This window comes from Corynebacterium otitidis ATCC 51513 (genome assembly GCF_000296405.1).
Classification (GTDB): Bacteria; Actinomycetota; Actinomycetes; order Mycobacteriales; family Mycobacteriaceae; genus Corynebacterium; species Corynebacterium otitidis.
In genome coordinates, this window is record NZ_JH815193.1 from 85,816 (window position 1) to 107,381 (window position 21,566).

Consider the following 21,566-nt stretch of genomic DNA (forward strand, 5'->3'; position numbering starts at 1 on the left):
CTCCGATGGTAGCGACGACACGGAGCCCCGTGTGGTGGACTTACTCACATTGCCGGACTTTGGGGGTTGTGCTAATGCCCGAGAGGGAAGACATTCGGCGCCGCGTGTTGGGCGGCGGCGAGGAACCCGACCCGAGATTCAGCCTCGCTAATGAGCGGACGTTTCTCGCGTGGACGCGCACGTCGCTCGCGCTGCTCGCCGGCGGCATTGCCGTCGGCGCGCTACCGAGCGAGTTCCTTCCCGGGACGAGCCGCCTGCCGCTGTCGGTGGCGCTGCTCGCGCTCGGGCTCGTCACGGCCGTCTCCGCGGCGGCGCGCTGGCTCAAGGTCGAGCGGGCGCTGCGCCACCGCCGCCCCCTGCCGCTGCCCGGCCTCCTGCCGGCGGTGAGCGCGGGCGTGGCGCTCGGCGCGCTGGCCGCGGCGGTCATCTTCCTGGTCTCGGGGCTGGGCTCGTGACCGGCGAGGCGAGCGGAGGCCCGGGCTTCGACCCGGGCCTCCAGCCGGAGCGCACCACCCTGTCGTGGACGCGGATGAGCCTCGCGCTGCTCGTCGTCTCCGCGCTCATCCTGCGCTGGCTCGACACGCTCGGCGCGGCGGCGCTCGTGCTCGTCTCCGGATTCGCGGCGCTCGCCTGCGGGCTCATGGCCGCGCAGCGGCGCCGCTACCGCGCCGCCCGCGGCGCCATTGAGAGCGGCGCGCCGCGCCCGCCGCTGGCGAGCATCGCGGCGATGACGGCGGGCGAGATTCTCCTCGGACTCGCCGCGCTCGCGATCGTCGTCGGCCACGAGATTCTCTAGCCGCCGGCAGCGCTAATGGCCCGCACCAAAGGGCGCCTGCGCACTCCCCTCCCCTATTTGCGGGGACGGCGCCGAGTTCGGCGGCCGACACCCGAAAATTAGGGAAGCGAAATAGAACCGCTTAGTCGTTGTCGAGGTAGATCTTCCCCTGGAATTCGGGGTGCATGAGATTCTCCGGGGAAAGGACCCGGTCGAGGGTCTTTTCGTCGAGGAGTTCGCGCTCGAGGACGACCTCGCGGACCGTTTTCCCGGTCTCGTGGGCCTCGCGGGCGACGAGGTCGCCGTTGTGGTGCCCGATGAACGGGTTGAGGTAGGTGACGATCCCGATGGAGTTGTCGACGTTGCGCCGGCACACCTCGGGGTTGGCGGTAATACCCTCGATGCACTTCTCCCGCAGCGTGATCGCCGCGTTGCGCAGGATGCGCAGCGACTGGAAGAGCGCCTCGCCGATGACGGGCTCCATGACGTTGAGCTGCAGCTGGCCCGCCTCGGAGGCCATGCCGACGGTGAGGTCGTTGCCGAAGACCTTGAAGGCCACCTGGTTGACGACCTCGGGGATGACGGGGTTGACCTTGCCGGGCATGATCGACGAGCCCGCCTGGCGGGCGGGCACGTTGATCTCCCCCAACCCGGCCCGCGGCCCCGAGGCGAGCAGGCGCAGGTCGTTGGAGATCTTCGAGAGCTTCGTCGCCGCGCGCTTGAGCGCCGAATGCGCGAGCACGTAGGCGCCCGTGTCCGAGGTCGCCTCGATGAGGTCGTAGGCCGTGGTGATCTCCAGGCCGGTGACCTCGGAGAGCGCCGCGACGACCTGGTGGCGGTAGCCGGCCGGCGTGTTGACCCCGGTGCCGATCGCGGTGGCGCCGAGGTTGACCTCGAGCAGGCGGCGCGCCGCGTCGCGCAGCACGTTCTGCTCCTCGGCGATGTTGTGGGCGAACGCGCGGAACTCGTCGCCGAGCGTCATGGGCACGGCGTCCTGCAGCTGAGTGCGGCCCATCTTTAGGATGTCGGCGAACTCGTTGCCCTTCTTCGCGAGCGCCTGCTCGAGGTCCTTGAACGCGTCGATGAGGCGCACGAGCTCGGCGTAGACGCCGAGCCTGAAGCCCGTCGGGTAGGCGTCGTTCGTCGACTGGCTCATGTTGACGTCGTCGTTGGGGTGGATGACGTCGTAGGTGCCCTTCTTCTCGCCCAGGTACTCGAGCGCGAGGTTCGCGACGACCTCGTTGGTGTTCATGTTCAGCGAGGTGCCCGCCCCGCCCTGGAACACGTCGAGCGGGAACTGGTCCATGCAGCGGCCCTTGTCGAGGATCTCGTCGCAGGCCCACATGATCGCCTCGGCCTTGCGGCGCGGCAGGGTGTGCAGCCGCCGGTTCGCGAGCGCGGCGGCCTTCTTCACGGCGACCATCCCGCGGATGAAGCTCGGCACCTGGTTGATCGTCGTGCGCGAGATCTGGAAGTTCTCCACCGCGCGCAGCGTGTGGATGCCGTAGTAGGCGTCGGCCGGCACCTCCATGGTGCCGAGCAGGTCCTCCTCGGTGCGGGTCTTGCCCGAGGTGCCCGGGCCGGCGGCCGCGCGGGCGGCGCGCTCCCGCTTCGCGGCCGCGGCCGCGGGGCTGATCTCCTCGCCGGTCGGCACGTCGGCGATCGTCTCGTCCGCGCCGGGCGTGGCCTCGGCGGGCTTCTTCTCGGCCGCGGGCTTGGCGTCGCTCTTCTTCTTCGGCTTCTTCGCCGCCATGGGTCGGTTCGTCCCCTCTCGCCTGACTATCTGTCTCGGACAGCGCCCGACCGCGCGTGCGCGCGGCCGGGCGGCTCGGGGTTCATGGTAGCGCGGGGGCCCGCGTCCGGGGGCGGCGCTAGATGCGCGCGATGCGCAGGTCCGAAGCGAGGATCGCCTCCGCGCCGACGGCGCCGAGCCGGTCCATGACCTCGTTGGCCTGCGCCCGCGGGATCATGGCGCGCACCGCGACCCAGCCCTCGCGCGCGAGCGGCGCGACCGTCGGGCTGGAGAGCCCGGGGCTTAAGCGCGTGGCCTCGTCGAGGCGGGCGGAGTCGATGTTGTAGTCGAGCATGACATAGTTGTGCGCGTTGAGGATGCCGGTGATGCGGCCGAGCACGACGTTGTGCGCCTCGGAGAGCTCGGCCCCCTTGCGCTTGACGAGCACCGCCTCGGAGGTGACGATCGGCTCGCCGAAGGGCTCGAGGCCCTGCTTGCGCAGCGTCGCGCCGGTGGAGACGACGTCCGCGATGACGTCGGCGACGCCGAGCTTGATGGAGACCTCCACCGCCCCGTCGAGGCGGATGACGGTGGCCTCGATACCGCGGCGCTCGAGGTCGCGGCGCACGAGCCTGGGGTACGACGTCGCGATGCGCAGCCCCCCGAGGTCCTCGGCGGCGATGCCCGCGCCGCGGGGCGCGGCGTAGCGGAACGTCGAGTCGCCGAAGCCGAGCGCCATGACCTCCTCGACGTCGGCGCCCGAGTCGAGCGCGAGGTCGCGGCCGGTGATCCCGAGGTCGAGCTGCCCGCCGGCGACGTAGATGGCGATGTCCTTGGGCCGAAGGAAGAAGAACTCCACCCCGCCGGCCTCGTCCCTCGTGGAGAGCGCCTTGCTGTCGCGGCGGCCGGCGTAGCCGGCCTCGGTGAGGATGGTGCTCGCCCTCTCGGAGAGGGAGCCCTTGTTGGGCAGCGCGATGCGGATCAGCGACATCTAGTCCTCGCTTCTTACTCGAACGGTGCGGGTGGGTCGATCGGGGGCCTTCTTTAGAGGCCTAGAGGTGTCGGTAGACGTCCTCGGGGCTAATCCCCCGGGCGATCATGACGACCTGCGCCCAGTAGATGAGCTGGGAGATCTCCTCGGCGAGCGCGTCGTCGGACTCGTGCTCGGCGGCGAGCCACACCTCCCCGGCCTCCTCGATGACCTTCTTGCCCAGGGAGTGGATCCCCCCGTCGAGCGCCGCGACCGTCCCGGAGCCGGCCGGCCGGGTCCTAGCCTTCTCGGCGAGTTCCGCAAAGAGTGTGTCGAAGTCTTTCACAGCACCTATTGTGGCACGGCTAACGAGCGCCCGCCCGGGCGGGCTAGCGGAACGACTCGTAGGCGGCCCGCACGTCCGCGACGTCCAGCCCGCTAAATCCCCCGGCGCCGAAGAGCTCGCCGAACACCCGCACGCCCGCGGGCGGGGTCTGCCCGGCGGCGGGCAGACCGATCACCCGGCAGCCGGCCGCGGCCCCCGCGGTCATGCCCGAGGTGGAGTCCTCGAAGACGAGGCAGTCCCCGGGCTCCACGCCGACGATGCCCGCGGCCTTGAGGTACATGTCCGGGGCGGGCTTGGGGCTTTTCACCTCGTCGCCGGCGACGGAGCCGCTAAAGAACTCCTCACCCACCGCCGCGATCGAGATGTCCGCCAGGCGGCGCACCGTGTTCGTCGTGACGAGCATGGGGACCCCCTCGTCGCGCAGCGCGCCAAGCAGCCCGCGCAGCCCCGGGTGCGGCTCGAGGTTCTCAGACAGTAGCCCCTCCATGCGCCGGTACATCTCCTCGCGCAACACCGCGGCCTCGGCGTCGGTGACGCTCACCCCGGCGTACTCCGCGCAGACCTTCAGCGTGTTGGCGAACGTCCCGCCGAGCGTGGTCTCCCGGATTGTCGGGGTGATGCGCCGGCCGAGCTTCTCGCTGAGCTCGTAGGTCGCGATCCCCCACAGCGGCTCCGTGTCGACCATGGTGCCGTCCATGTCCCAGAAGATCGCGGGCGGCGTCGGATTAGCGGCCAAGGCGGATCCCCAAGAGAGCCTCGGTCGCGGCCGCCACGAGCCTAGAGGAGGCCGGCAGCTCGCTCAGCGGCGCGGCCTCGGCGCGCGCCGGGCCGGCCTCCGCGCCGGTGGGCAGGATCTCGTCGGCCCACGTGTCGAGCGCGCGCAGCGCGCCCGGGCTGTCGAGGTCGTCGGCGAGGCGCTCGCGCAGCTCCGCGACGACGGCGCGGGCCCGCTCGTCGCTGCCGCCCTGGCCGGCGGCCGCCCGCCAGCGCGCGAGGCGCCGCTCGGCGACGGTGAGGATCTCCGCGGACCAGTCGCGATCACCCCGGTAGTGCGAGTCGTAGACGCTCGCGCGGATCGCGTCCGGCTCGTGCCCGTCGTCGGTGAGGTCCTTGACGAACACGAGGTTGCCCAGCGACTTCGACATCTTCGTGCCGTCGAGGGAGATCATGCCCGCGTGCACGTAGTGGCCCGCCATGCGCTCCACGCCGCGGGCCGCCTCGGCGTGCGCGGCGGAGTACTCGTGGTGCGGGAACGCGAGGTCCGAGCCGCCGCCGTTGATGGCGAACGGCACGCCCAGGCGGTTCGCGGCGATCGCCGCGCACTCGATGTGCCAGCCCGGCCGCCCGGGGCCGAACGGCGAGTCCCACGCCGGCTCGCCGTCGCGGTGCGCGCGCCAGATGAGCGCGTCGAGCGGGTCGCGCTTGCCGGGGCGGTCCGGGTCCCCGCCGCGCTCGGGGAAGATCTCCGCCATCTCCGAGTCGCTGTAGTTCGACACGTAGCCGAAGCGCGCCGTCGCCTCCCGCGAGGCGTAGACGTCCGGGTACTCGTCGTCGTCGACGACGTAGGCCGCGCCCTTATCCAGGAGCTCGCCGACGATCTCGACGATCTCGTCGACGACCTCGGTGGCGCCGACGAAGAAGTCCGGCGGCAGCACCCGAAGCGCGGCCATGTCGCCGCGGAACTTCTCCACCTGGGAGTCGCCCAGCTCGCGCCAGTCGACGTTGTCGCGCTCCGCGCGCTCGAAGAGCGGGTCGTCGACGTCGGTGACGTTCTGCGCGTAGCGCACGCTCACCCCGTTGTCGAGGAGCTGGCGGTTAATGAGGTCGAACGCGAGGTACGTGGCCGCGTGGCCGAGGTGCGTCGAGTCGTACGGGGTGATGCCACACACGTAGAGGCCGAGCGGCCCCTCCTCGGGGACGTCGACCTCCCTGATCTCGCGGTCGGCCGTGTCGTAGAGCCGAAGCGGCGAGGACTGGCCGGGCACGGTGGGGATGTCGGGGCGGCTCCATGTCTGCATGAGACACACTGTAACGCCCGACCACCCCCGGCCTCGGGCGGGCGGCTCGGCCCGGAAGCGAGCCTTACGCTACAGCGGGTCGAGCACGCCCACCGCGAGCAGCGCCATGACCGCGAGACCGACGGGGATGCGGTAGGCCGCGAACCACGCGAACGAGTGGTGGGAGACGAACTTGAGCAGCCAGGCGATGGACGCGTAGCCGATGACGAACGCGATCGCCACGCCCACGAGGATCTGCGGGGTGGTCGCCGCCTGGCCCACGGTGTTGCTGAAGACGTTGGGCAGCTCGAAGAGCCCGGAGCCGAAGACCGCGGGGATCGCCAGCAGGAACGAGAACCGCGCCGCGACCTCTCGCTCGAGGCCGAGGAACAGGCCCGCGGAGATCGTGCCGCCCGAGCGCGACACGCCGGGCACGAGCGCGAGGCACTGCGCCGCGCCCATCGTCACCGCGTCGCTCATCCGCAGCTCCTCGAAGCCGCGGCTCTTCGAGCCCGCCCGCTCCGCGAGGATGAACACGAAAGAAAAGGCGACGAGCACGCCCGCGGTGATCCACAGGTTGCGCAGGTTCCCGCGGATAAGGTCCTGGAGCAAAAAGCCCACCACGGCGACCGGGATGGAGCCGACGATGATCATCCAGCCCATCCGGTAGTCGAGGCCGCGCTTCGCCTTGTTCGCCAGGCCCTTAAACCAGCCGGTCGCGATCGTCCAGATGTCCTTGGCGAAGAACACGAGGACGGCGAGCTCCGTGCCGAGCTGGATCACGGCCGTGAACGAGGCGCCGGCGTCGGCGTCGAAGAACAGCTCCGAGACGATCCTCAGGTGCCCCGAGGAGCTCACCGGGAGGAACTCGGTGAGCCCCTGCACCACGGAGAGCACGAGGACCTGCAGCCAGGTCATATCGGCCGCCGGCTCCGCCGCGGCGGCGAGCGAAAGATCATGCACCCGGGAGAGCCTAATACATTCACGCTCCCCGCCGGGGCGCCGGGCCGGGCGGCCCGGTTGGTAGAATCCCGCCCGTGACTACCTCGCGCACCCTGTGCCTCGCGCCGGCCGCCGCGCTGCTCGCCGCGGCGCTGACGGCCTGCGGCGGCGGGCCCGCCGAGGAGGCGGCCCAGCCCGTCGGCAACGCCACCCCGGCCCCCTCGCCCGCCGCCGAGGATCCCGCCGGCGACGTCGTCGACCTGCCCGAGGCCGTCGGCGGCGCCCTCGACCTCGTCGCCGCGGGCGAGCGCCTCGCCGTGCTCGGCGAGTCGGGCCTCGCGGTCGGCACCCCCGACGAGTTCCGCTCCGGCGAGCCCGAGGTCTACGAGACCGGGGAGGGCTGCGGGCAGCTCTCCGCCCGCGGCGCGACCGTCGCCGTCGCCTGCGGCGAGACCGCCCTTATCCTCGACGCCGACTCCGGCGAGGAACCCCGCCGCGTCGAGCTCGACGCCGCCCACCCCGCTACGAGCGCGGTGGTGACCGGCGACGGGCGGCTCGTCACCGCGAACGACTCGGACGACGAGGTCGCCGTCTACCGCGACGCCAAGGGCGGGAGCCCCACCGACGTCATCGAGGTCGAGGCCCCCACCGACCGGCTCGTCGCGGTTGCCAACCACGACGGCCCGGACGGGGTGGTGCGCGTCTGGCGGGAGGACAGCACGATCCAGAACGTCGATCTCGAGGGCTCCCGCGAGGGCGGGCGGCTGCGCGTCGGGCTCGGCGTGGGCGAGGCCTCCCCCGGCGGCAGCGGCGTCATCGTCGCCTCCGACACCGCCGGCGACCAGGTCGCGATCTACACCTCGGCGGGCGTGGTGCGCCTCCAACAGACCTCGCCGGTCGCCGAGTCGCCCTGGGGCGTGGCGTTCGACTCGTCCCGCGGGCTCGCGCTCGTCGCCTCGACGAAGGAGAACGTGCTCCAGGGCTACTCGGTTGCCACCGGCGTGCCGGAGCTCGAGGCCGAGGCCCCGACCATCGCTAACGTGCGCTCGGTCGCGGCGACCGAGTCGGGCGAGATCGCGCTCGTCGCGGACGCCGGCGGGCAGCTCCAGCTCATCGACGAGCTCTAGCAAAGGCGCGATTGTGCCGCGCCCGGGCGGCGGTGGCACGATAAGACCGACCTACCGGTTCGGTTGAGCGAACAACCAGACGACGGCGCCGCGGCCCTTGAAACCGGCTGGCGACGCGAGGAGGACGACCATGGGCATTCGGCGCGGGGCATATCAGCTTCTCCTCAAGGGGCTCTTCCGCATCAAGCCCGAGCGGATCCACGGCATGGTCACCGACCTGCTGCGCGTCGCGCAGCTCGTTCCGGTCATCAGCCGCTCGCTCGGCGCGATCTTCCCCGTCAAGGACTCGATCCTCAGCCAGGAGATCTTCGGGGTGACCTTCCCCCGGCCGCTGGGGTTGGCCGCGGGATTCGACAAGGACGCCACCGCCCCGGACGTGTGGACGCCCGCGGGCTTTGGCTTCGCGGAGCTCGGCACGGTCACCGCCTCCCCGCAGGCCGGCAACCCCTACCCCAGGCTTTTCCGGCTGCGCGCCGACCGGGCACTGCTCAACCGGATGGGCTTCAACAACCCGGGCGCGGCGGAGGTCGCGACGAATATCCGGCGCCGCAACTTCGACGACGTCATCGGCATCAACATCGGCAAGACGAAGGTCGTGCCCCTCGAGCACGCGGTGCAGGACTACCAGCGCTCCGCGCAGCTGCTCGCGCCGCTGGCCGACTACCTCGTCATCAACGTCTCCTCGCCGAACACGCCCGGCCTGCGCGACCTGCAGGCCGTCGACGAGCTGCGCCGCATCGTCTCCGGCGTCCTAGAGGTCGTCACCGACTGCCCGGTGCTCGTGAAGATCGCCCCGGACCTGAGCGACGACGACATCGACGAGATCGCGGACTTCGCCCTCGAATCCGACATCGACGGGATCGTCGCGACGAACACCACCATCTCTAGGGAGGGGCTCACGACGCCCGCCAAGCAGGTCGAGGCGCTCGGCGCGGGCGGGATCTCCGGGCCGCCGGTCGCGGCGCGCTCCCTCGAGGTGCTCAAGCGCATCCGGCGCCGCGTCGGCGACGAGCTCGTGCTCGTCTCCGTCGGCGGCATCGAGACGCCCGAGCAGGCCTGGGAGCGCGTCGCCGCGGGCGCGTCGCTGCTGCAGGGCTACACGGGCATGATCTACGGCGGCGCGGACTGGATCCGCGACATCCACCGCGGGCTCGCCGCGGAGCTGCGCCGGCAGGGCTTCTCCAACATCTCCGAGGCCGTCGGCTGCGAGCGGCCCTGGATCGGCGAGGACTAGGCCCCTCTCCTCTTTCCCTCCTCCCCTCCGCGGGGTCGGAGGCTCCGCGGAGAAAGCAACGACGGCCGCCGCGCGCCCTACCTCGTGGCGCGCGGCGGCCGTCGCCGTCTCGAGGCGTTTGCGGGCCCGCGGCGGCCCGCCAAAGAGCCGAGGCGTTGTCGCCTCTTACTCCTCCTCGTTCTCGTACCAGCCCCACGTGATGGCGCGGGCCAGGGAGTGGAAGTAGAGGTTGAAGCCCAGCACCGTCGAGGTCGAGCCCTCGGGGATGTCGAGGGTCTCCGTGTCGACGGCGTGGACCGCGACGAGGTAGCGGTGCGGGCCGTGGCCGGCCGGCGGCTCGGCGCCGTAGTAGTTCGCCTCGCCGGAGTCGCCGGCGAGCGTGCGCACCTTCTCGCCGAGCCCGAGGTCGCCCTCCTTGCCGGCGCCGGCGGGCAGCTCGGTGACGTCGGCGGGGATGTTGAACGCCGCCCAGTGCCAGTAGCCGGACGCCGTCGGCGCGTCCGGGTCGAAGACGGTCACGGCGAAGGACTTCGTCTCCTCCGGCGCGCCCGACCACGACAGCTGCGGGGAGACGGACGTGGGCGCCGCCTGCTCGTCGGCGAGCTTCTCGCCCTCGTCGAAGGTCTCGGAGCGAAGCTCGAAGGAGGGCAGGTCGCCGAGCGGGGCGTAGGGGTCGGGTCCGGGGAAGCGGGGATCGTCTGCGTAAGAAGCCATGGCCCCAGTTGTACTAAACAACTCGGCGCGCCACCGCCGGCTTGGCTCACACTCCCCTCGCCCGCCCCGGGCAGGCTCGGAACCGGGCGCTTCCCGCGCCGCCTCGACGCGCCTTCTCGGAGCGCCGATCGCGCGTGCGCACCGCGCGCGTTTCCAGGCCGTTAAATGCCCGTTTTCCTGGGGATTTGTCCCCTAACACGGCGACCTATACACTGACTCCCCGTTGGCGCAGAGGGCGGCAACAAACACCCGGCCCGGGTGGCGGAATGGCAGACGCGCTAGCTTGAGGTGCTAGTGTCCTATTAACGGACGTGGGGGTTCAAGTCCCCCTCCGGGCACAACAAATAAGGCCCCGGGGCGATCATCGCCCCGGGGCCTTTTCGTATCCGCTCCCCGCCCCGTTGCCGTTTCCTACTCCGGCGGCCGCGGCCCGCGGCGGGGCCGGGAAGGTAGACTAGGCGGTCATGGCTATTTCTATTCGGGACTTTCGCGACGCCGACCTCGAGCCGCTCATCGAGCTCCTCGTCGAGGCCTTCGAGCACGACCCCTCGTTCGCCCGCTGGTTCGACATCAGCATCCTCGACGACCACCGGGAGACCCTCGAGCGGCTCTTCCGCACCCAGATCACCGCCGACTACCTCACCGCCGGCACGATCGACCTCGCCGTCGACGACGACGACAACCTCGTCGGCGCGGCGCTGTGGCGCCGCCCCGGGGAGAGCACCAACATCGTCGAGCAGATCAAGACGGTGCCCGAGTACGCCCGCATCTTCGGCCACCACGCCCCCACCGCCCTCTACCGGGAGAAGGTCTACGCCGACCACCACCCCAAGTACCCGCACTGGTACCTGTGGGTCATCGGCGTCTCCCCGAAGGCGCAGGGCCAGGGCGTGGGCAGCACGCTCCTCGACCACGGCATCGAGCGCGGCGGCGACGACGCGCTCTACCTCGAGGCGTCCACGGCGCGCTCCGCGAAGCTCTACCACTCGAAGGGCTTCGAGCCGATGGGCCCCATCGAGCTCGTCGAGGGCACGACGCCCGAGTTCGGGATGTGGCGCGGCCCCGCCATGCCCGAAGAGTAAGGCGGTGCCGACGACTCACACACACGGCGGAAGCGCCCGGATCGCGCCGCGCGGGCGCCGCGGCCGGCTGTTGGTCGCCGCGGGGCTCGCGGCGGCGGTCCTGCTCGCCGCCTTCTTTATCGAGGTGCCCAGCCTCGGGACGCTGCGCGCCTGGGCCGACGACGCGGGAGCCTGGTTCGTCGTCGTCTTCTGGCTCCTCTACGTCGCCATCACCCAGCTACCCGTGCCGCGCACGATCCTCACCGTCGCCGCGGGCGTGCTCTTCGGCGTCGCCGAGGGCATCGTCGTCGTGCTCACCGCGACGACGGCCTCGGCGGTGGTCTCCCTCGTGCTCGTGCGCCGCGTGCTCGGCGGGTGGCTGAGCTCCCGGCTCAAGCACCCCCTGGCCCGCGCCATCGACGAGCGGCTGCGGACCCGCGGCTGGCTCGCGGTCGGCTCGCTGCGGATGATCGCCGGCGTCCCCTTCGCGCTGATGAACTACGTCGCGGCGCTCACGAGCGTGCGGGTCGTGCCCTTCGCGGTCGCCACGTTCGTCGGCTCCGCGCCGGGTTCCATCGTCACGGTCGTGCTCGGCGACGCGCTCGGCGGGCGGCCCGACCCGCTGGCGATCGGCCTCACCGTCGTCATCGCGCTCGTCGGCTTCGCCGGCCTCGCCCTCGACGGCCTTTTGCCCGTCAGGAATCAAGGCTTGACACGCGACGAACGGGAGGGTTCACTGGGTAGTGATCAAGCCTAAGGGCTTGCCGAGACGGGAATGGCGGAGAGAAGCGAATAGAGGGGGTCGGCTCGATGCTCGCGATTCACGCGCGCTACCGGGGCACGGCGACGAGGCGCGCCGCGCTCGTCGAGGAGAGCGCCAAGGCGCTCTCCCGGATGCCGGGCGTCGGCCGCTTCGAGGAGCTCGGCGTCGAGGACCGCCGCGCCCCCGTCGAGAGCCCCGAGGCGCTCTGCGACGTCGTCATGGCGCTCATCGCCGACGGCGAGTGGGCGCTCGGCATCGGCATCGCCCCCGGCGACGCGGACGCCACGGGGCTCGCGACAGCGAGCCTCCCGGAGCGCGCCCGCGCGGGCCACGTCGGCTGCCAGGTCAGCCCCGCCGTCGACAAGTCGGCCACGAAGGCCTCGAACATCGCCGCCGCGTTCGCGCTGTTGAGCCACGTGCTCAACCGGCGCAGCCCCGAGGGCCGCGAGGCCACGAGCCTCGTGCGGCGCGGCTACACCCAGACCGAGGCCGCCGAGGCCCTCGGCGTGAGCAAGCAGGCCGTCTCGCAGCGGCTCGCGGCGGCGGGCTGGCGCGCAGAGGCCGCCGGCTGGCAGCTCGCCGTCAACCTCGTCACCGAGGCGGCCGCTTAGACGGCGCCTAGAAGTTCTCCTTGGAGAGCTCCGGGGTGGTGACGAAGTCGATGAGGCGCTCCACCGCGCCGACGAGGCTCGCGTCGAGGTCCTTGATCGTCGAGACCGCCCGGTAGACCCGGCTCCAGCCCTCCTTCGGGTCCGACCAGCCGAGCCGGGCGCACACCCCGGTCTTCCAGTCCTCGCCGCGCGGCACGTCCGGCCAGGCGCGCATCCCGAGGCGCTCGGGCTTGACCGCCGCCCACACGTCGACGAACGGGTGCCCGGTCACCAGCACGTCCTCGCCCACCGACGCGGTGAGGCGCTGCTCCTTCGAGCCCTCCACGAGGTGATCGGCGAGCACCCCCGCCCGCCGGCCCGGGCTGGGGCGGAACTCCTCGAGGCGCTCAGGCAGGTTGTCGAGGCCCTCGAGGTACTCGACGACGATGCCCTCGACACGCAGGTCGTGGCCCCACACCTTCTCGACGATCGCGGCGTCGTGCACGCCCTCGACGAAGATCCGGGAGGGCTGCGCGACCCTCGCCTCGAGGTTCTCCACGCGGCGCGAGCCCGAGTTCGAGCGCGTCGGGTGCGCCGGCGCCGCGGGCGCCGGGCGGGTGAGCGTGACGCGCTTGCCCTGGACGAGGAAGGCGCCGCGGCGCAGCTTGAACAGCCTGGAGTTGCCGCGCCGGTCCTCGAGGCGCACGAACTCGCCGTCCGGGGTGCGCTCCACGCCGAGCACCGCGCCGACGAAGCCGTCGGCGATGACCTCGGCGACGAGGTCGCGCTCCGCGGGCACCTCCGGGTACGAGGCGGGCCGGCGGCGCTGGTGGCCCTTGAGGATGTCGCCGGCGTAGGGGTCCACGGCCACGGCGGGCTACTTCGCCCGGCCCCGGAAGACCGCCGGGCTCGCGATGCCGTCGACGCTGCCGCCGGCCACGGTCACCTCGCCGAGGAACTCGGGCTCGCGGCGGCCCGCGGCCTCCTCGGCGAGGTCGAGGACCATCGCCGCGAAGTCCCGCTCGGGGCCCGCGGTGCGGGCCCTCACGTAGGCGATGCCTCGCTCCTCGGCGGCCTCCTTAAGCTCCGTGTCGAGGTCCCAGATGACCTCCATGTGGTCGGAGATGAACCCGATCGGGCAGCACACCACCGCCCCGATGTCCTCCTTGTCGGAGAGCTCCTCGAGGTGGTCGACGACGTCCGGCTCGAGCCACGGGGTCTTCGGGTTGCCCGAGCGCGACTGGTAGACGACGTCGTAGTCCCACACCCCGGCGGCCCTGGCGACGAGCCGGGAGGCCTCGGCGACCTGCCGGGAGTAGAGGTTCGACTCGAAGGGCGCGCCGGCCTCCTCGTCCGCGGTGAGCGGCACCGAGTGGGCGCTAAAGACCACCGCGGTGCGGCCCTTCGTCCCGGCGGGCACCTTCGCGATCGCCTCCTTGAGCGACTCGGCCATAAGCCGGACGAAGACCGGGTGGGAGAAGAACTGGCGGATCTTCACGAGCTCGACGGGCTCAAGCCCCTGCTCGGCGAGGTGGCGCTGGGCGCGCTTGATGTCGTCGTTGTACTGCCCGGTGCCCGAGTAGCCCGCCCACGCGGAGGTTGCGAACACCACGGCGCGGCGCACGCCGTCGCGCGACATCTGCGCGAGTGTGTCCTCCGCGAAGGGCTTCCAGTTGCGGTTGCCGAAGTAGACCGGCAGCTTCCAGCCGCGGTTGTCGATCTCGTCCTCGAGGTGGGAGATGATCTCCCGGTTGAGCGCGTTGAGCGGGCTCACCCCGTCGAAGTGATAGTAGTGCTTGCCCACAGCCTTGAGCCGCTCGCGGGGGATGTTGCGCCCCCGGGTGACGTTCTCCAGGAAGGGAAGAACCTCGTCGTTGCCCTCCGGGCCGCCGAAGGAGAGGACGAGGAGCGCGTCGAAGGGCTGTGAGCTGTCTGCCATGGCTGTCAGCCTAGAACGCCGACCGCCGGCCGAGCAAAACGCCGACGCTCCCCCGCCGGGCGCGCGAAAAGCCCGCCCGTACTGGGGTTTCCAGTCTCGGGCGGGCGTGTGGTTTCGCGGCTAGGCGGGGCCTAGAACATCCGCACGGCGTAGGGCTCAATGCCGCCCCAGCGCACCGGGCTGACCTGAACGGTCGAGCCGGACTGCGGGGCCTCGACCATCTGCCCGTCGCCGAGGTAGAGAGCGACGTGGCCCGGCCAGAAGAGCATGTCGCCGCGCTGCGCCTCGGCCACCGGCACCTTGGTGCCGGCCTCGTACTGGTAGCCGGTGTAGTGCTCGAGGTGGATGCCCACGCCCGCGAAGGCGTAGATCATCAGCCCCGAGCAGTCGAAGCCGACCTTCTGGTAGTCGCCGTGGGCGTCGGCCACGCCGCCGTCGCGGATGCCGAGCGTCGGGCCGTTGGCGTCGCCGCCGCCCCACGCGTAGGGCACGCCGATCTGGGACAGGGCGCGCTCGACGACGACCTCGACCTTCTGGGCGCGGTCGGCGTCCTCGCCCGCGGTCGGCGCGTCCTGCGCCTCGGCGGCCGCGCCGCCCTGCTCCGCGGCGATCTGCTGCTGCTGCTCGGCCTCCTCGGCCTCGGCCTGCTCCCGCTCGGCGGCCTCCGCCTCGGCGGCGTCCTCCGCCTCGCGCTGGGCCTCTTCCTCCTCGCGGGCGGCCTGCTCCTCGGCCTCGCGTTGGGCCTGCTCCTCCTCGAGGCGCTCCCGCTCGGCGGCCTCGGCCTCGGCGCGGGCGGCCTCCTCGGCCTCGCGCTGCCGCTCGGCCTCCTCGGCCTGCTGCTCGCGCTCGGCGGCCTCCGCCGCGGCGCGGGCCTCCTCCTCGCGCTTGCGCTGCTCCTCGGCGGCCTTGGTCGCGGCCTCGATGGCCTTCTCGCGCTGCGCCTGCTCCTCGGCGCGGCGCTGCTCGGCCTCGGCGCGCTCCCGCTCGGCCTTCGCCTGGCGCTCGGCCTCGGCGCGGGCCTCCTCCTCGGCGCGGGCGTCGGCCTCGCGCTGGGCCTTCTCGGCCGCGGCGCGCGCCTTCTCCTCGGCCTCGCGCTGCGCCTCCTGGCGCTCCTTGAAGTCGTCGTAAGCGCGCTTCTGCTTCTCGAGCTCCTCGGAGTCGCCGCGGGCCTCGGCGAGCGAGACCTTCGCCTGCTCCTTGAGGTCCTCGAGCCGGCGGTGCTCGTCGAGGTGGCCCTCCAGGGTCGTCGTCGACTGCGCGACGGCGGCCTTGGCGGCCTCCTCGGCCGCGGTGGCCTCCTCGGCGCGGGACTCGGCCGCGTCGCGGGCTTGCCGCAGCTTCGACTCGATATTCGCGTTCTCGGTGCGGATCCGGTCGAGCTCCTCGATCGCGGCGCGCCGATCCTCGGCCTGGGTGCGCAGGAAGGTCTGCCGCTCGAGGGCCTCCTTCTGCTCGTCCCCGCCGGCGAGCGCGCCCGCCCCGCCCGAGGCGGCGCGGCGGTAGTTCGTCCGGGAGATCTCGTCGAGCTCGGCCTGGGCCTCCTCGATCTTCTCCTGCGCGTCGTCGAGGTTCCCGCGGGCCTCGACAACCTCGCGGCGGGCGTCGTCGGCCTCGCCGCGGGCACGGTCGGAGTCCACGACGGCCTTGTTGGCCTCCTCGCGGGCTTGGCCCATCTCGGCCTCGAGCGCGTGGATCTGATCCTCGCGCTGGGCGATGAGCCGGGTGATCTCGCTGACGGAGGCCTCGCCGTCGTCGACGCGGCGCTGCGCCTCGGCGAGCTGCGCGTCGTCGGGGCGCTGCGGCTCGCTCACGTCCGCGGACTCGACGCCCGCGGCGGGCTCGCCCGAGCCGGGTGCGACGGAGGCGACGGCCGTGGTCGTCGACATGACCGACAGCGAGGCGACGGCCGCGAGGGCCGCGAGCCAGGGCCGCTTGCGGGCCCGGTGCGAAGAAGATGGCGTTGTCACGTGTCTCTGACTCCTGTGCTTCTTAAGGGGGCATCACCTGCGGGCCCGGGCATCGAGTACAGCCTTCAACCTTGATCCGGCCGTCGGCTGCCCGTCCGCCGAGGTGCGTGTCTTACTGCTCTATTGGCTAACTTCCGACGCTCTGGCGTCCGGCTGGCGCGCCGCCTTCAGCCCCGGGCGGCGGGAGTGATCCGGCGAGGCACGCTTCCCCACGAGCCACGACACGGCGTCGGCCCCTCCCGTGCCCGGCCCGGCGAGTCCAGCCCACCGGCTTGGCGGGCGGATGCCGGGGCGGCGGCGCGCAAGCCACGACCCCAAGAGTCGATAGTGGAACCATAGGGCACGCGAGCCTCGGAGTCTCCCTTAAAACCCAGAAAACCACAGCTCTCACAGCGGTTTCGCGCGCCGGAGGGCCCGTGGCCTGCGAAAAAGGATAACGATTTGATAACTATGAGATACGACACATCAAGCGCGACACGCCGCGCCGGCTGCCCGCTAAGGTCAACGCCACCGGCTATATGGGCGCCCACTCGGTCAAGTCCCAGACCTTCAATCCCGCCGGCGGGCGGAGTGACGGCGGCGACGATGAGACAACAGTACAGGCGTTCCGTTAAGCTGTGACCTAGACCGTGCACACGCGGCCTAAGAGAGAAGACGCGCCCGCCCCGCGGGCGCCGCGCCCGGCGGCGCGGGTGACTGTGCCCGCCCGCCACCCGGACTCCGGCTCCGGCGGCGCGGCCCGGCGGGGGTGGTTCATCAGCGGGCGCGAGCCCCACGAGCAACCGGTTGGAGCACACTGTGGTTGAAAGCAAGAACTCCTTTAACGCGAAGAAGAAACTCTCGGTCGGCGACCGGGAGTACGACTACTTCTCCCTCGACGCGGTCGAGGGGCTCAAGGACCTGCCCTACTCGCTGAAGGTGCTGGCCGAGAACCTCCTGCGCAACGAGGACGGCCTCAACGTCACCCCGGAGCACATCAAGGCCATCGCGAACTGGGACCCGGAGGCCGAGCCGGACACCGAGATCCAGTTCACCCCGGCCCGCGTGCTCATGCAGGACTTCACCGGCGTGCCCTGTATCGTCGACCTCGCGACGATGCGCGAGGCCGTGAGCAACCTCGGCGGCGACCCGGACCAGGTCAACCCCCTCAACCCGGCCGAGATGGTCATCGACCACTCCGTCATCATCGAGGCCTTCGGCGGCCCCGAGGCGCTCGAGAAGAACGTCGAGATCGAGTACCAGCGCAACGCCGAGCGCTACCAGTTCCTGCGCTGGGGCGCGGACAACTTCTCCAACTTCCGCGTCGTGCCGCCGGGAACCGGCATCGTCCACCAGGTCAACATCGAGTACCTCTCCCGCGTCGTCTTCGACAACGAGAACGTCGCCTACCCGGACACCTGCATCGGCACCGACTCCCACACGACGATGGAGAACGGGCTTGGCATCCTCGGCTGGGGCGTGGGCGGCATCGAGGCCGAGGCCGCGATGCTCGGCCAGCCGGTCTCGATGCTCATCCCGAAGGTCGTGGGCTTCAAGCTCACCGGCGAGATCCCCACCGGCGTCACCGCGACCGACGTCGTGCTCACCATCACCGAGATGCTCCGCGAGCACGGCGTGGTCCAGAAGTTCGTCGAGTTCTACGGCAATGGCGTGCGCGAGGTGCCGCTCGCCAACCGCGCGACCATCGGCAACATGTCGCCCGAGTTCGGCTCGACCTGCGCGATCTTCCCCATCGACGAGGAGACCATCAACTACCTGCGCCTCACCGGCCGCCCGGAGGAGCAGATCGAGCGCGTCGAGGCCTACGCCAAGGCCCAGGGAATGTGGCTCGAGCAGGACGCCCCGGAGGCGAACTACTCCGAGTACCTCGAGCTCGACCTCTCCACGGTCAAGCCGTCGATCTCGGGCCCGAAGCGCCCGCAGGATCGCATCCTCCTCGACGAGGCGAAGGAGACCTTCCGTAGCCAGCTCGGCGAGTTCACCGACGACCCGATCAACGAGGACGACAACGCCCCGCAGGCTTCCAACATGGACGCCGAGGGCGACCACAAGACCGAGGAGAACGCCGAGGCCGGCTACAACTCCTCGGCCCAGGGCCGCGGCGAGTCCGCCGCCGCCGGCGCGAAGGGCCGCCAGTCCCGCCCGGTGGAGGTCCGCTCCCCGCGCGGCGGCTCCTTCACCCTCGACCACGGCATGGTCGCCATCGCGTCGATCACCTCGTGCACGAACACCTCGAACCCGTCGGTCATGGTCGGCGCGGGCCTGCTCGCCCGCAACGCCGTGAAGAAGGGCCTCAACTCCAAGCCGTGGGTGAAGACCTCGATCGCGCCCGGCTCGCAGGTCGTCGACGGCTACTTCTCCCGCGCGGACCTGTGGAAGGACCTCGAGGGGCTCGGCTTCTACCTCGCTGGCTTCGGCTGCACCACCTGCATCGGTAACTCCGGCCCGCTGCCCGACGAGATCTCCGAGGCGATCAACGACAACGACCTCACCGCCACCGCGGTGCTCTCGGGTAACCGCAACTTCGAGGGCCGCATCTCCCCGGACGTGAAGATGAACTACCTCGCGTCCCCGATGCTCGTCATCGCCTACGCGATCGCCGGCACGATGGACTTCGACTTCGAGTCCCAGCCGCTCGGCCAGGACACCGAGGGCAACGACGTCTACCTGCGCGACATCTGGCCCACCCCGGAGGAGATCGAGGAGACCATCGAGTCCTCCATCTCCCGCGAGCTCTACGTCGAGGACTACTCCGACGTCTTCAAGGGCGACGAGGCGTGGCGCAGCCTGGACGTCCCGGAGGGCAAGACCTTCCACTGGGACGAGGAGTCCACCTACGTGCGCAAGCCCCCGTACTTCGAGGACATGCCCACCGAGCCGGACCCGGTCTCCGACATCGAGGGCGCCCGCGTGCTCGCGAAGCTCGGCGACTCGGTGACCACCGACCACATCTCGCCGGCCTCGGCGATCAAGCCGGGCACGCCCGCGGCGAAGTACCTCGACGCCAACGGCGTCAAGCGCCCGGACTACAACTCGTTCGGCTCCAGGCGCGGCAACCACGAGGTCATGGTGCGCGGCACGTTCGCCAACATCCGGCTGAAGAACCAGCTCGTCGACACCCAGGGCGGCTACACGCGCGACTTCACCCAGCCGGACGCGCCGCAGGAGTTCATCTACGACGCGGCGCAGCACTACAAGGCCGAGGGCATCCCGCTCGTCGTCATCGCCGGCAAGGAGTACGGCACGGGCTCCTCGCGCGACTGGGCCGCGAAGGGCACGAACCTGCTCGGCGTGCGCGCCGTCATCGCCGAGTCCTTCGAGCGCATCCACCGCTCGAACCTCATCGGTATGGGCGTGCTCCCGCTGCAGTTCCCCGAGGGCGAGTCGCACGAGTCGCTCGGCCTCGACGGCACGGAGACCTTCTCCGTGACGGGGATCACCGCCTTCAACGAGTCGAAGGACATCCCCAAGACCGTGCACGTCACCGCCGAGAAGGACGACGCGGAGCCGATCGAGTTCAACGCGGTCGTGCGCGTCGACACGCCCGGCGAGGCGCAGTACTACCGGCACGGCGGCATCCTGCAGTACGTGCTGCGTAGCATGGCGGCGTAACGAGGCAGCCGCCTAGCGGGGACGACCCCGCGGGGCGCCCACGAGGCGCCCGCCCCGCCCCGGGGATCCACCCCGGGGCGGGGCGCCGCCCCCACCGGGCGGCGCGCGACAAACTGTGGAAAGAAGGTCCGCCGAAAAGCCATGCCCGTGGTCAGCGAGGAGGAGCTCAGCAGGCGCCGCCAGGAGATCCTCGACGGCGCCAGACGATGCTTCTCGCGCTACGGCTACGAAGGCGCGACCGTGCGCCGCCTCGAGGCCGCCACGGGCAAGTCGCGCGGCGCGATCTTCCACCACTTCCGCGACAAGGAGTCGCTCTTCTTGGCGCTCGCCCGGGAGGACGCGGAGCGCCAGGCCGCGGTCGTGCGCGGCGCCGGCCTCGTCGAGGTAATGCGCTCGATCCTCGCGCATCCGGAGCGCCACGACTGGCTGGCCACCCGCCACGAGATCAGCCGCCTGTTGCGCACCGACGAGTCGTTTCGTGCCCGGTGGCGCGAGCACCAGTCGGTGCTCCACGACGCGGTGCGCGAGCGGCTACGCGACAACGCCGACGCCGACCGGCTGCGCGAGGACGTGCCGCTCGACACGCTGGCGACCTACCTCGAGACCGTCATGGACGGGCTCATCGGCCGCATCGCCAACGGCGAGGGCACCGAGGGCCTCGGCGGGATGCTCGACCTCGTCGAGCAGTCGATCCGCAAGTCCGCCGAAGCATAAAAATAGCGCGGCCCGCTTGCCCCTCGTAGACCGAGCGGTCTATGATGGCCGTCATGATTCGCTTGCTTCTGGTATCCCCCCGCCGCGGCGCGCAGGCCGCGGCCGCCGAGTACAACGATGTGCTTCGCGCGACGGGGATGCCCGCCATGTGCGTGGAGCAGCGCGTCCTCGACTCGCCGACCGCGACCGCCGGCTCCACCGCCGGCTTCGACGGCCTCATCATCGGCGGCAGCCCCCTCAACCTCACCGACGACATCGAGGCCGCCTGGCGGGCCCAGGCGATCCGGGAGATCCTCCGGCTCCTCGACGACAGCCTGCCCACCTACGCGATCTGCTTCGGCGCGACGGTGCTCGCCTCCTCGCTGGGCTCGGGCATCGGCACCGATCGCCCGGAGGGCGCCGGCGCGACGACGGTGCGGCTCACCGACAACGCCGCGGGCGACCCGATCTTCGGCCGCCTGCCTTCGACGTTCCGGGCGCTGACCGGACACAACGAGCACATCACCCTCGCGCCCGCGGCCGCCCGGCTGCTCGCGACGGGTCCGACGTGTCCGGTGCAGGCCTTCAAGGTCGGCACGCAGACGTGGGCCAGCCAGTTCCACCCCGAGATGGACGCCAAGGGCATGGCCAACCGGATGGGCTTCTACCAGACCAACGGCTACTTCGACCCGTCGAACTGGCAGGGCATCGTCTCCGAGATCAGCCGGGAGAACCTCTCGGCCTCGACGAGCCTGCTGCGCTCCTTCGCCGAGCACTGCGCCGGCGAGCGCATCGAGACTCCCGCGCTTGCGCGGGCGCACGCCGCCTAAGCCGGCCCACCCCCTCATCGCCGAGCCCCGCCGGCCGTCGCCGCAGACGGCCGCGGGGCCCGTTCTCGTGCCCGCGAAGCCGCCCGGCTCCCAGACGCGGGGCCCGACCGGCCGCTCGTCGCGCACGTCGCCGTTTGCCCGCGCGGGCCGCGGCCGGCGGCGCAGCACGGGGTGAGGGCCCGCGGGCCCCGGGCACGCGAAAACCGCCCCGCCTCCCCTCGCCGGTCAAGCCGGCGGGCGTGCTGGGAAGCGGGGCGGTGCGCTCGCTTCTCGG

General features: G+C 71.4%; 20 protein-coding genes and 1 tRNA gene. 11 read left to right on the forward strand and 10 right to left on the reverse strand.

The annotated features are described in order from the left end of the window. The first annotated feature begins 74 nt into the window (after nucleotides 1–74). Together HMPREF9719_RS03325 and HMPREF9719_RS03330 are read left to right on the forward strand one after the other, a co-directional pair. A complete protein-coding gene (locus HMPREF9719_RS03325; RefSeq protein ID WP_004600552.1) occupies nucleotides 75–455 on the forward strand; it encodes a YidH family protein in 381 nt (126 codons plus the stop codon). Further along, complete coding sequence (locus tag HMPREF9719_RS03330; RefSeq protein WP_004600553.1) at nucleotides 452–796, forward strand: DUF202 domain-containing protein; 345 nt, start codon at nucleotides 452–454, stop codon at nucleotides 794–796. The genes HMPREF9719_RS03325 and HMPREF9719_RS03330 overlap by 4 nt, the downstream gene beginning before the upstream one ends. 121 nt (nucleotides 797–917) lie before the next feature. On the opposite strand, the gene aspA is transcribed toward HMPREF9719_RS03330, so the two are convergent. The 6 genes from aspA to HMPREF9719_RS03360 form a co-directional block, all read right to left on the reverse strand. After that, nucleotides 918–2,528: an aspartate ammonia-lyase gene (gene aspA / locus HMPREF9719_RS03335; RefSeq protein ID WP_004600554.1), complete on the reverse strand. Its 1,611-nt coding sequence runs from the start codon at nucleotides 2,526–2,528 to the stop codon at nucleotides 918–920. Nucleotides 2,529–2,646: 118 nt separating this feature from the next. After that, entirely contained in the window at nucleotides 2,647–3,492 is an 846-nt protein-coding gene (gene hisG, locus HMPREF9719_RS03340; protein WP_038075667.1) for an ATP phosphoribosyltransferase, read from the reverse strand. A 67-nt stretch (nucleotides 3,493–3,559) separates the two neighbouring features. Beyond that, complete coding sequence (locus tag HMPREF9719_RS03345; protein WP_174269524.1) at nucleotides 3,560–3,832, reverse strand: phosphoribosyl-ATP diphosphatase; 273 nt, start codon at nucleotides 3,830–3,832, stop codon at nucleotides 3,560–3,562. A 34-nt stretch (nucleotides 3,833–3,866) separates the two neighbouring features. Beyond that, a complete protein-coding gene (locus HMPREF9719_RS03350) occupies nucleotides 3,867–4,559 on the reverse strand; it encodes an HAD family hydrolase (protein ID WP_004601899.1) in 693 nt (230 codons plus the stop codon). After that, on the reverse strand, nucleotides 4,549–5,841 hold the full coding sequence (gene mshC / locus HMPREF9719_RS03355; RefSeq protein WP_004600558.1) for a cysteine--1-D-myo-inosityl 2-amino-2-deoxy-alpha-D-glucopyranoside ligase: 1,293 nt from the start codon (nucleotides 5,839–5,841) through the stop codon (nucleotides 4,549–4,551). Before mshC ends, HMPREF9719_RS03350 begins: the two co-directional genes overlap by 11 nt. A gap of 69 nt (nucleotides 5,842–5,910) precedes the next feature. Then, nucleotides 5,911–6,738, reverse strand: a complete 828-nt coding sequence (locus HMPREF9719_RS03360; RefSeq protein WP_004600559.1) for an undecaprenyl-diphosphate phosphatase — start codon at nucleotides 6,736–6,738, stop codon at nucleotides 5,911–5,913. 119 nt (nucleotides 6,739–6,857) lie between these two features. Between HMPREF9719_RS03360 and HMPREF9719_RS03365 the strand changes: the two genes are divergently transcribed. Then, entirely contained in the window at nucleotides 6,858–7,889 is a 1,032-nt protein-coding gene (locus HMPREF9719_RS03365; RefSeq protein WP_004600560.1) for a WD40 repeat domain-containing protein, read from the forward strand. Between the two features lie 130 nt (nucleotides 7,890–8,019). After that, nucleotides 8,020–9,123: a quinone-dependent dihydroorotate dehydrogenase gene (locus HMPREF9719_RS03370; protein WP_004600561.1), complete on the forward strand. Its 1,104-nt coding sequence runs from the start codon at nucleotides 8,020–8,022 to the stop codon at nucleotides 9,121–9,123. A gap of 165 nt (nucleotides 9,124–9,288) precedes the next feature. Here the strand turns inward: HMPREF9719_RS03370 and HMPREF9719_RS03375 are convergent, their stop codons facing one another. Further along, the gene (locus HMPREF9719_RS03375; RefSeq protein ID WP_004600562.1) at nucleotides 9,289–9,837 is read right to left on the reverse strand and encodes a YbhB/YbcL family Raf kinase inhibitor-like protein; all 549 of its coding nucleotides are present in this window, start codon (nucleotides 9,835–9,837) and stop codon (nucleotides 9,289–9,291) included. A 252-nt stretch (nucleotides 9,838–10,089) separates the two neighbouring features. Here HMPREF9719_RS03375 and HMPREF9719_RS03380 point away from each other — a divergent pair. The 4 genes from HMPREF9719_RS03380 (at nucleotide 10,090) to HMPREF9719_RS03395 (ending at nucleotide 12,272) form a co-directional block, all read left to right on the forward strand. Beyond that, nucleotides 10,090–10,175, forward strand: a tRNA-Leu gene (locus HMPREF9719_RS03380). A 126-nt stretch (nucleotides 10,176–10,301) separates the two neighbouring features. Continuing rightward, nucleotides 10,302–10,919, forward strand: a complete 618-nt coding sequence (locus tag HMPREF9719_RS03385; RefSeq protein ID WP_004600563.1) for a GNAT family N-acetyltransferase — start codon at nucleotides 10,302–10,304, stop codon at nucleotides 10,917–10,919. 4 nt (nucleotides 10,920–10,923) lie between these two features. Further along, nucleotides 10,924–11,655, forward strand: a complete 732-nt coding sequence (locus tag HMPREF9719_RS03390) for a TVP38/TMEM64 family protein (protein WP_004600564.1) — start codon at nucleotides 10,924–10,926, stop codon at nucleotides 11,653–11,655. Nucleotides 11,656–11,708: 53 nt separating this feature from the next. Continuing rightward, nucleotides 11,709–12,272: a hypothetical protein gene (locus tag HMPREF9719_RS03395; RefSeq protein ID WP_004600565.1), complete on the forward strand. Its 564-nt coding sequence runs from the start codon at nucleotides 11,709–11,711 to the stop codon at nucleotides 12,270–12,272. 7 nt (nucleotides 12,273–12,279) lie between these two features. Here the strand turns inward: HMPREF9719_RS03395 and HMPREF9719_RS03400 are convergent, their stop codons facing one another. The 3 genes from HMPREF9719_RS03400 to HMPREF9719_RS03410 form a co-directional block, all read right to left on the reverse strand. Then, the gene (locus tag HMPREF9719_RS03400; RefSeq protein WP_004601898.1) at nucleotides 12,280–13,122 is read right to left on the reverse strand and encodes a DUF3097 domain-containing protein; all 843 of its coding nucleotides are present in this window, start codon (nucleotides 13,120–13,122) and stop codon (nucleotides 12,280–12,282) included. A gap of 6 nt (nucleotides 13,123–13,128) precedes the next feature. Next, nucleotides 13,129–14,190, reverse strand: coding sequence for a ferrochelatase (locus HMPREF9719_RS03405; protein ID WP_004600567.1), 1,062 nt, complete (start codon nucleotides 14,188–14,190; stop codon nucleotides 13,129–13,131). A 131-nt stretch (nucleotides 14,191–14,321) separates the two neighbouring features. After that, nucleotides 14,322–16,157, reverse strand: a complete 1,836-nt coding sequence (locus HMPREF9719_RS03410) for a DIP1281 family NlpC/P60 protein (RefSeq protein WP_004600568.1) — start codon at nucleotides 16,155–16,157, stop codon at nucleotides 14,322–14,324. A gap of 798 nt (nucleotides 16,158–16,955) precedes the next feature. Here HMPREF9719_RS03410 and HMPREF9719_RS03415 point away from each other — a divergent pair. The 3 genes from HMPREF9719_RS03415 (at nucleotide 16,956) to HMPREF9719_RS03425 (ending at nucleotide 21,292) form a co-directional block, all read left to right on the forward strand. After that, on the forward strand, nucleotides 16,956–19,769 hold the full coding sequence (locus HMPREF9719_RS03415; protein ID WP_004600569.1) for an aconitate hydratase: 2,814 nt from the start codon (nucleotides 16,956–16,958) through the stop codon (nucleotides 19,767–19,769). Between the two features lie 141 nt (nucleotides 19,770–19,910). Then, nucleotides 19,911–20,483: a TetR/AcrR family transcriptional regulator gene (locus HMPREF9719_RS03420; RefSeq protein WP_004600570.1), complete on the forward strand. Its 573-nt coding sequence runs from the start codon at nucleotides 19,911–19,913 to the stop codon at nucleotides 20,481–20,483. 53 nt (nucleotides 20,484–20,536) lie between these two features. Then, complete coding sequence (locus HMPREF9719_RS03425) at nucleotides 20,537–21,292, forward strand: glutamine amidotransferase-related protein (protein WP_038075662.1); 756 nt, start codon at nucleotides 20,537–20,539, stop codon at nucleotides 21,290–21,292. The last annotated feature ends 274 nt before the right edge of the window (nucleotides 21,293–21,566 follow it).

Excerpts from the sequence above, each read along its gene's own strand:
- HMPREF9719_RS03370 (WP_004600561.1), top strand. The coding sequence starts at position 8,020 with ATGGGCATTCGGCGCGGGGCATATCAGCTTCTCCTCAAGGGGCTCTTC.
- HMPREF9719_RS03360 (WP_004600559.1), bottom strand. The coding sequence starts at position 6,738 with ATGACCTGGCTGCAGGTCCTCGTGCTCTCCGTGGTGCAGGGGCTCACC.
- HMPREF9719_RS03420 (WP_004600570.1), top strand. The coding sequence starts at position 19,911 with ATGCCCGTGGTCAGCGAGGAGGAGCTCAGCAGGCGCCGCCAGGAGATC.
- HMPREF9719_RS03385 (WP_004600563.1), top strand. The coding sequence starts at position 10,302 with ATGGCTATTTCTATTCGGGACTTTCGCGACGCCGACCTCGAGCCGCTC.
- HMPREF9719_RS03395 (WP_004600565.1), top strand. The coding sequence starts at position 11,709 with ATGCTCGCGATTCACGCGCGCTACCGGGGCACGGCGACGAGGCGCGCC.
- aspA (WP_004600554.1), bottom strand. The coding sequence starts at position 2,528 with ATGGCGGCGAAGAAGCCGAAGAAGAAGAGCGACGCCAAGCCCGCGGCC.
- HMPREF9719_RS03375 (WP_004600562.1), bottom strand. The coding sequence starts at position 9,837 with ATGGCTTCTTACGCAGACGATCCCCGCTTCCCCGGACCCGACCCCTAC.
- mshC (WP_004600558.1), bottom strand. The coding sequence starts at position 5,841 with ATGCAGACATGGAGCCGCCCCGACATCCCCACCGTGCCCGGCCAGTCC.
- HMPREF9719_RS03405 (WP_004600567.1), bottom strand. The coding sequence starts at position 14,190 with ATGGCAGACAGCTCACAGCCCTTCGACGCGCTCCTCGTCCTCTCCTTC.
- HMPREF9719_RS03325 (WP_004600552.1), top strand. The coding sequence starts at position 75 with ATGCCCGAGAGGGAAGACATTCGGCGCCGCGTGTTGGGCGGCGGCGAG.
- HMPREF9719_RS03425 (WP_038075662.1), top strand. The coding sequence starts at position 20,537 with ATGATTCGCTTGCTTCTGGTATCCCCCCGCCGCGGCGCGCAGGCCGCG.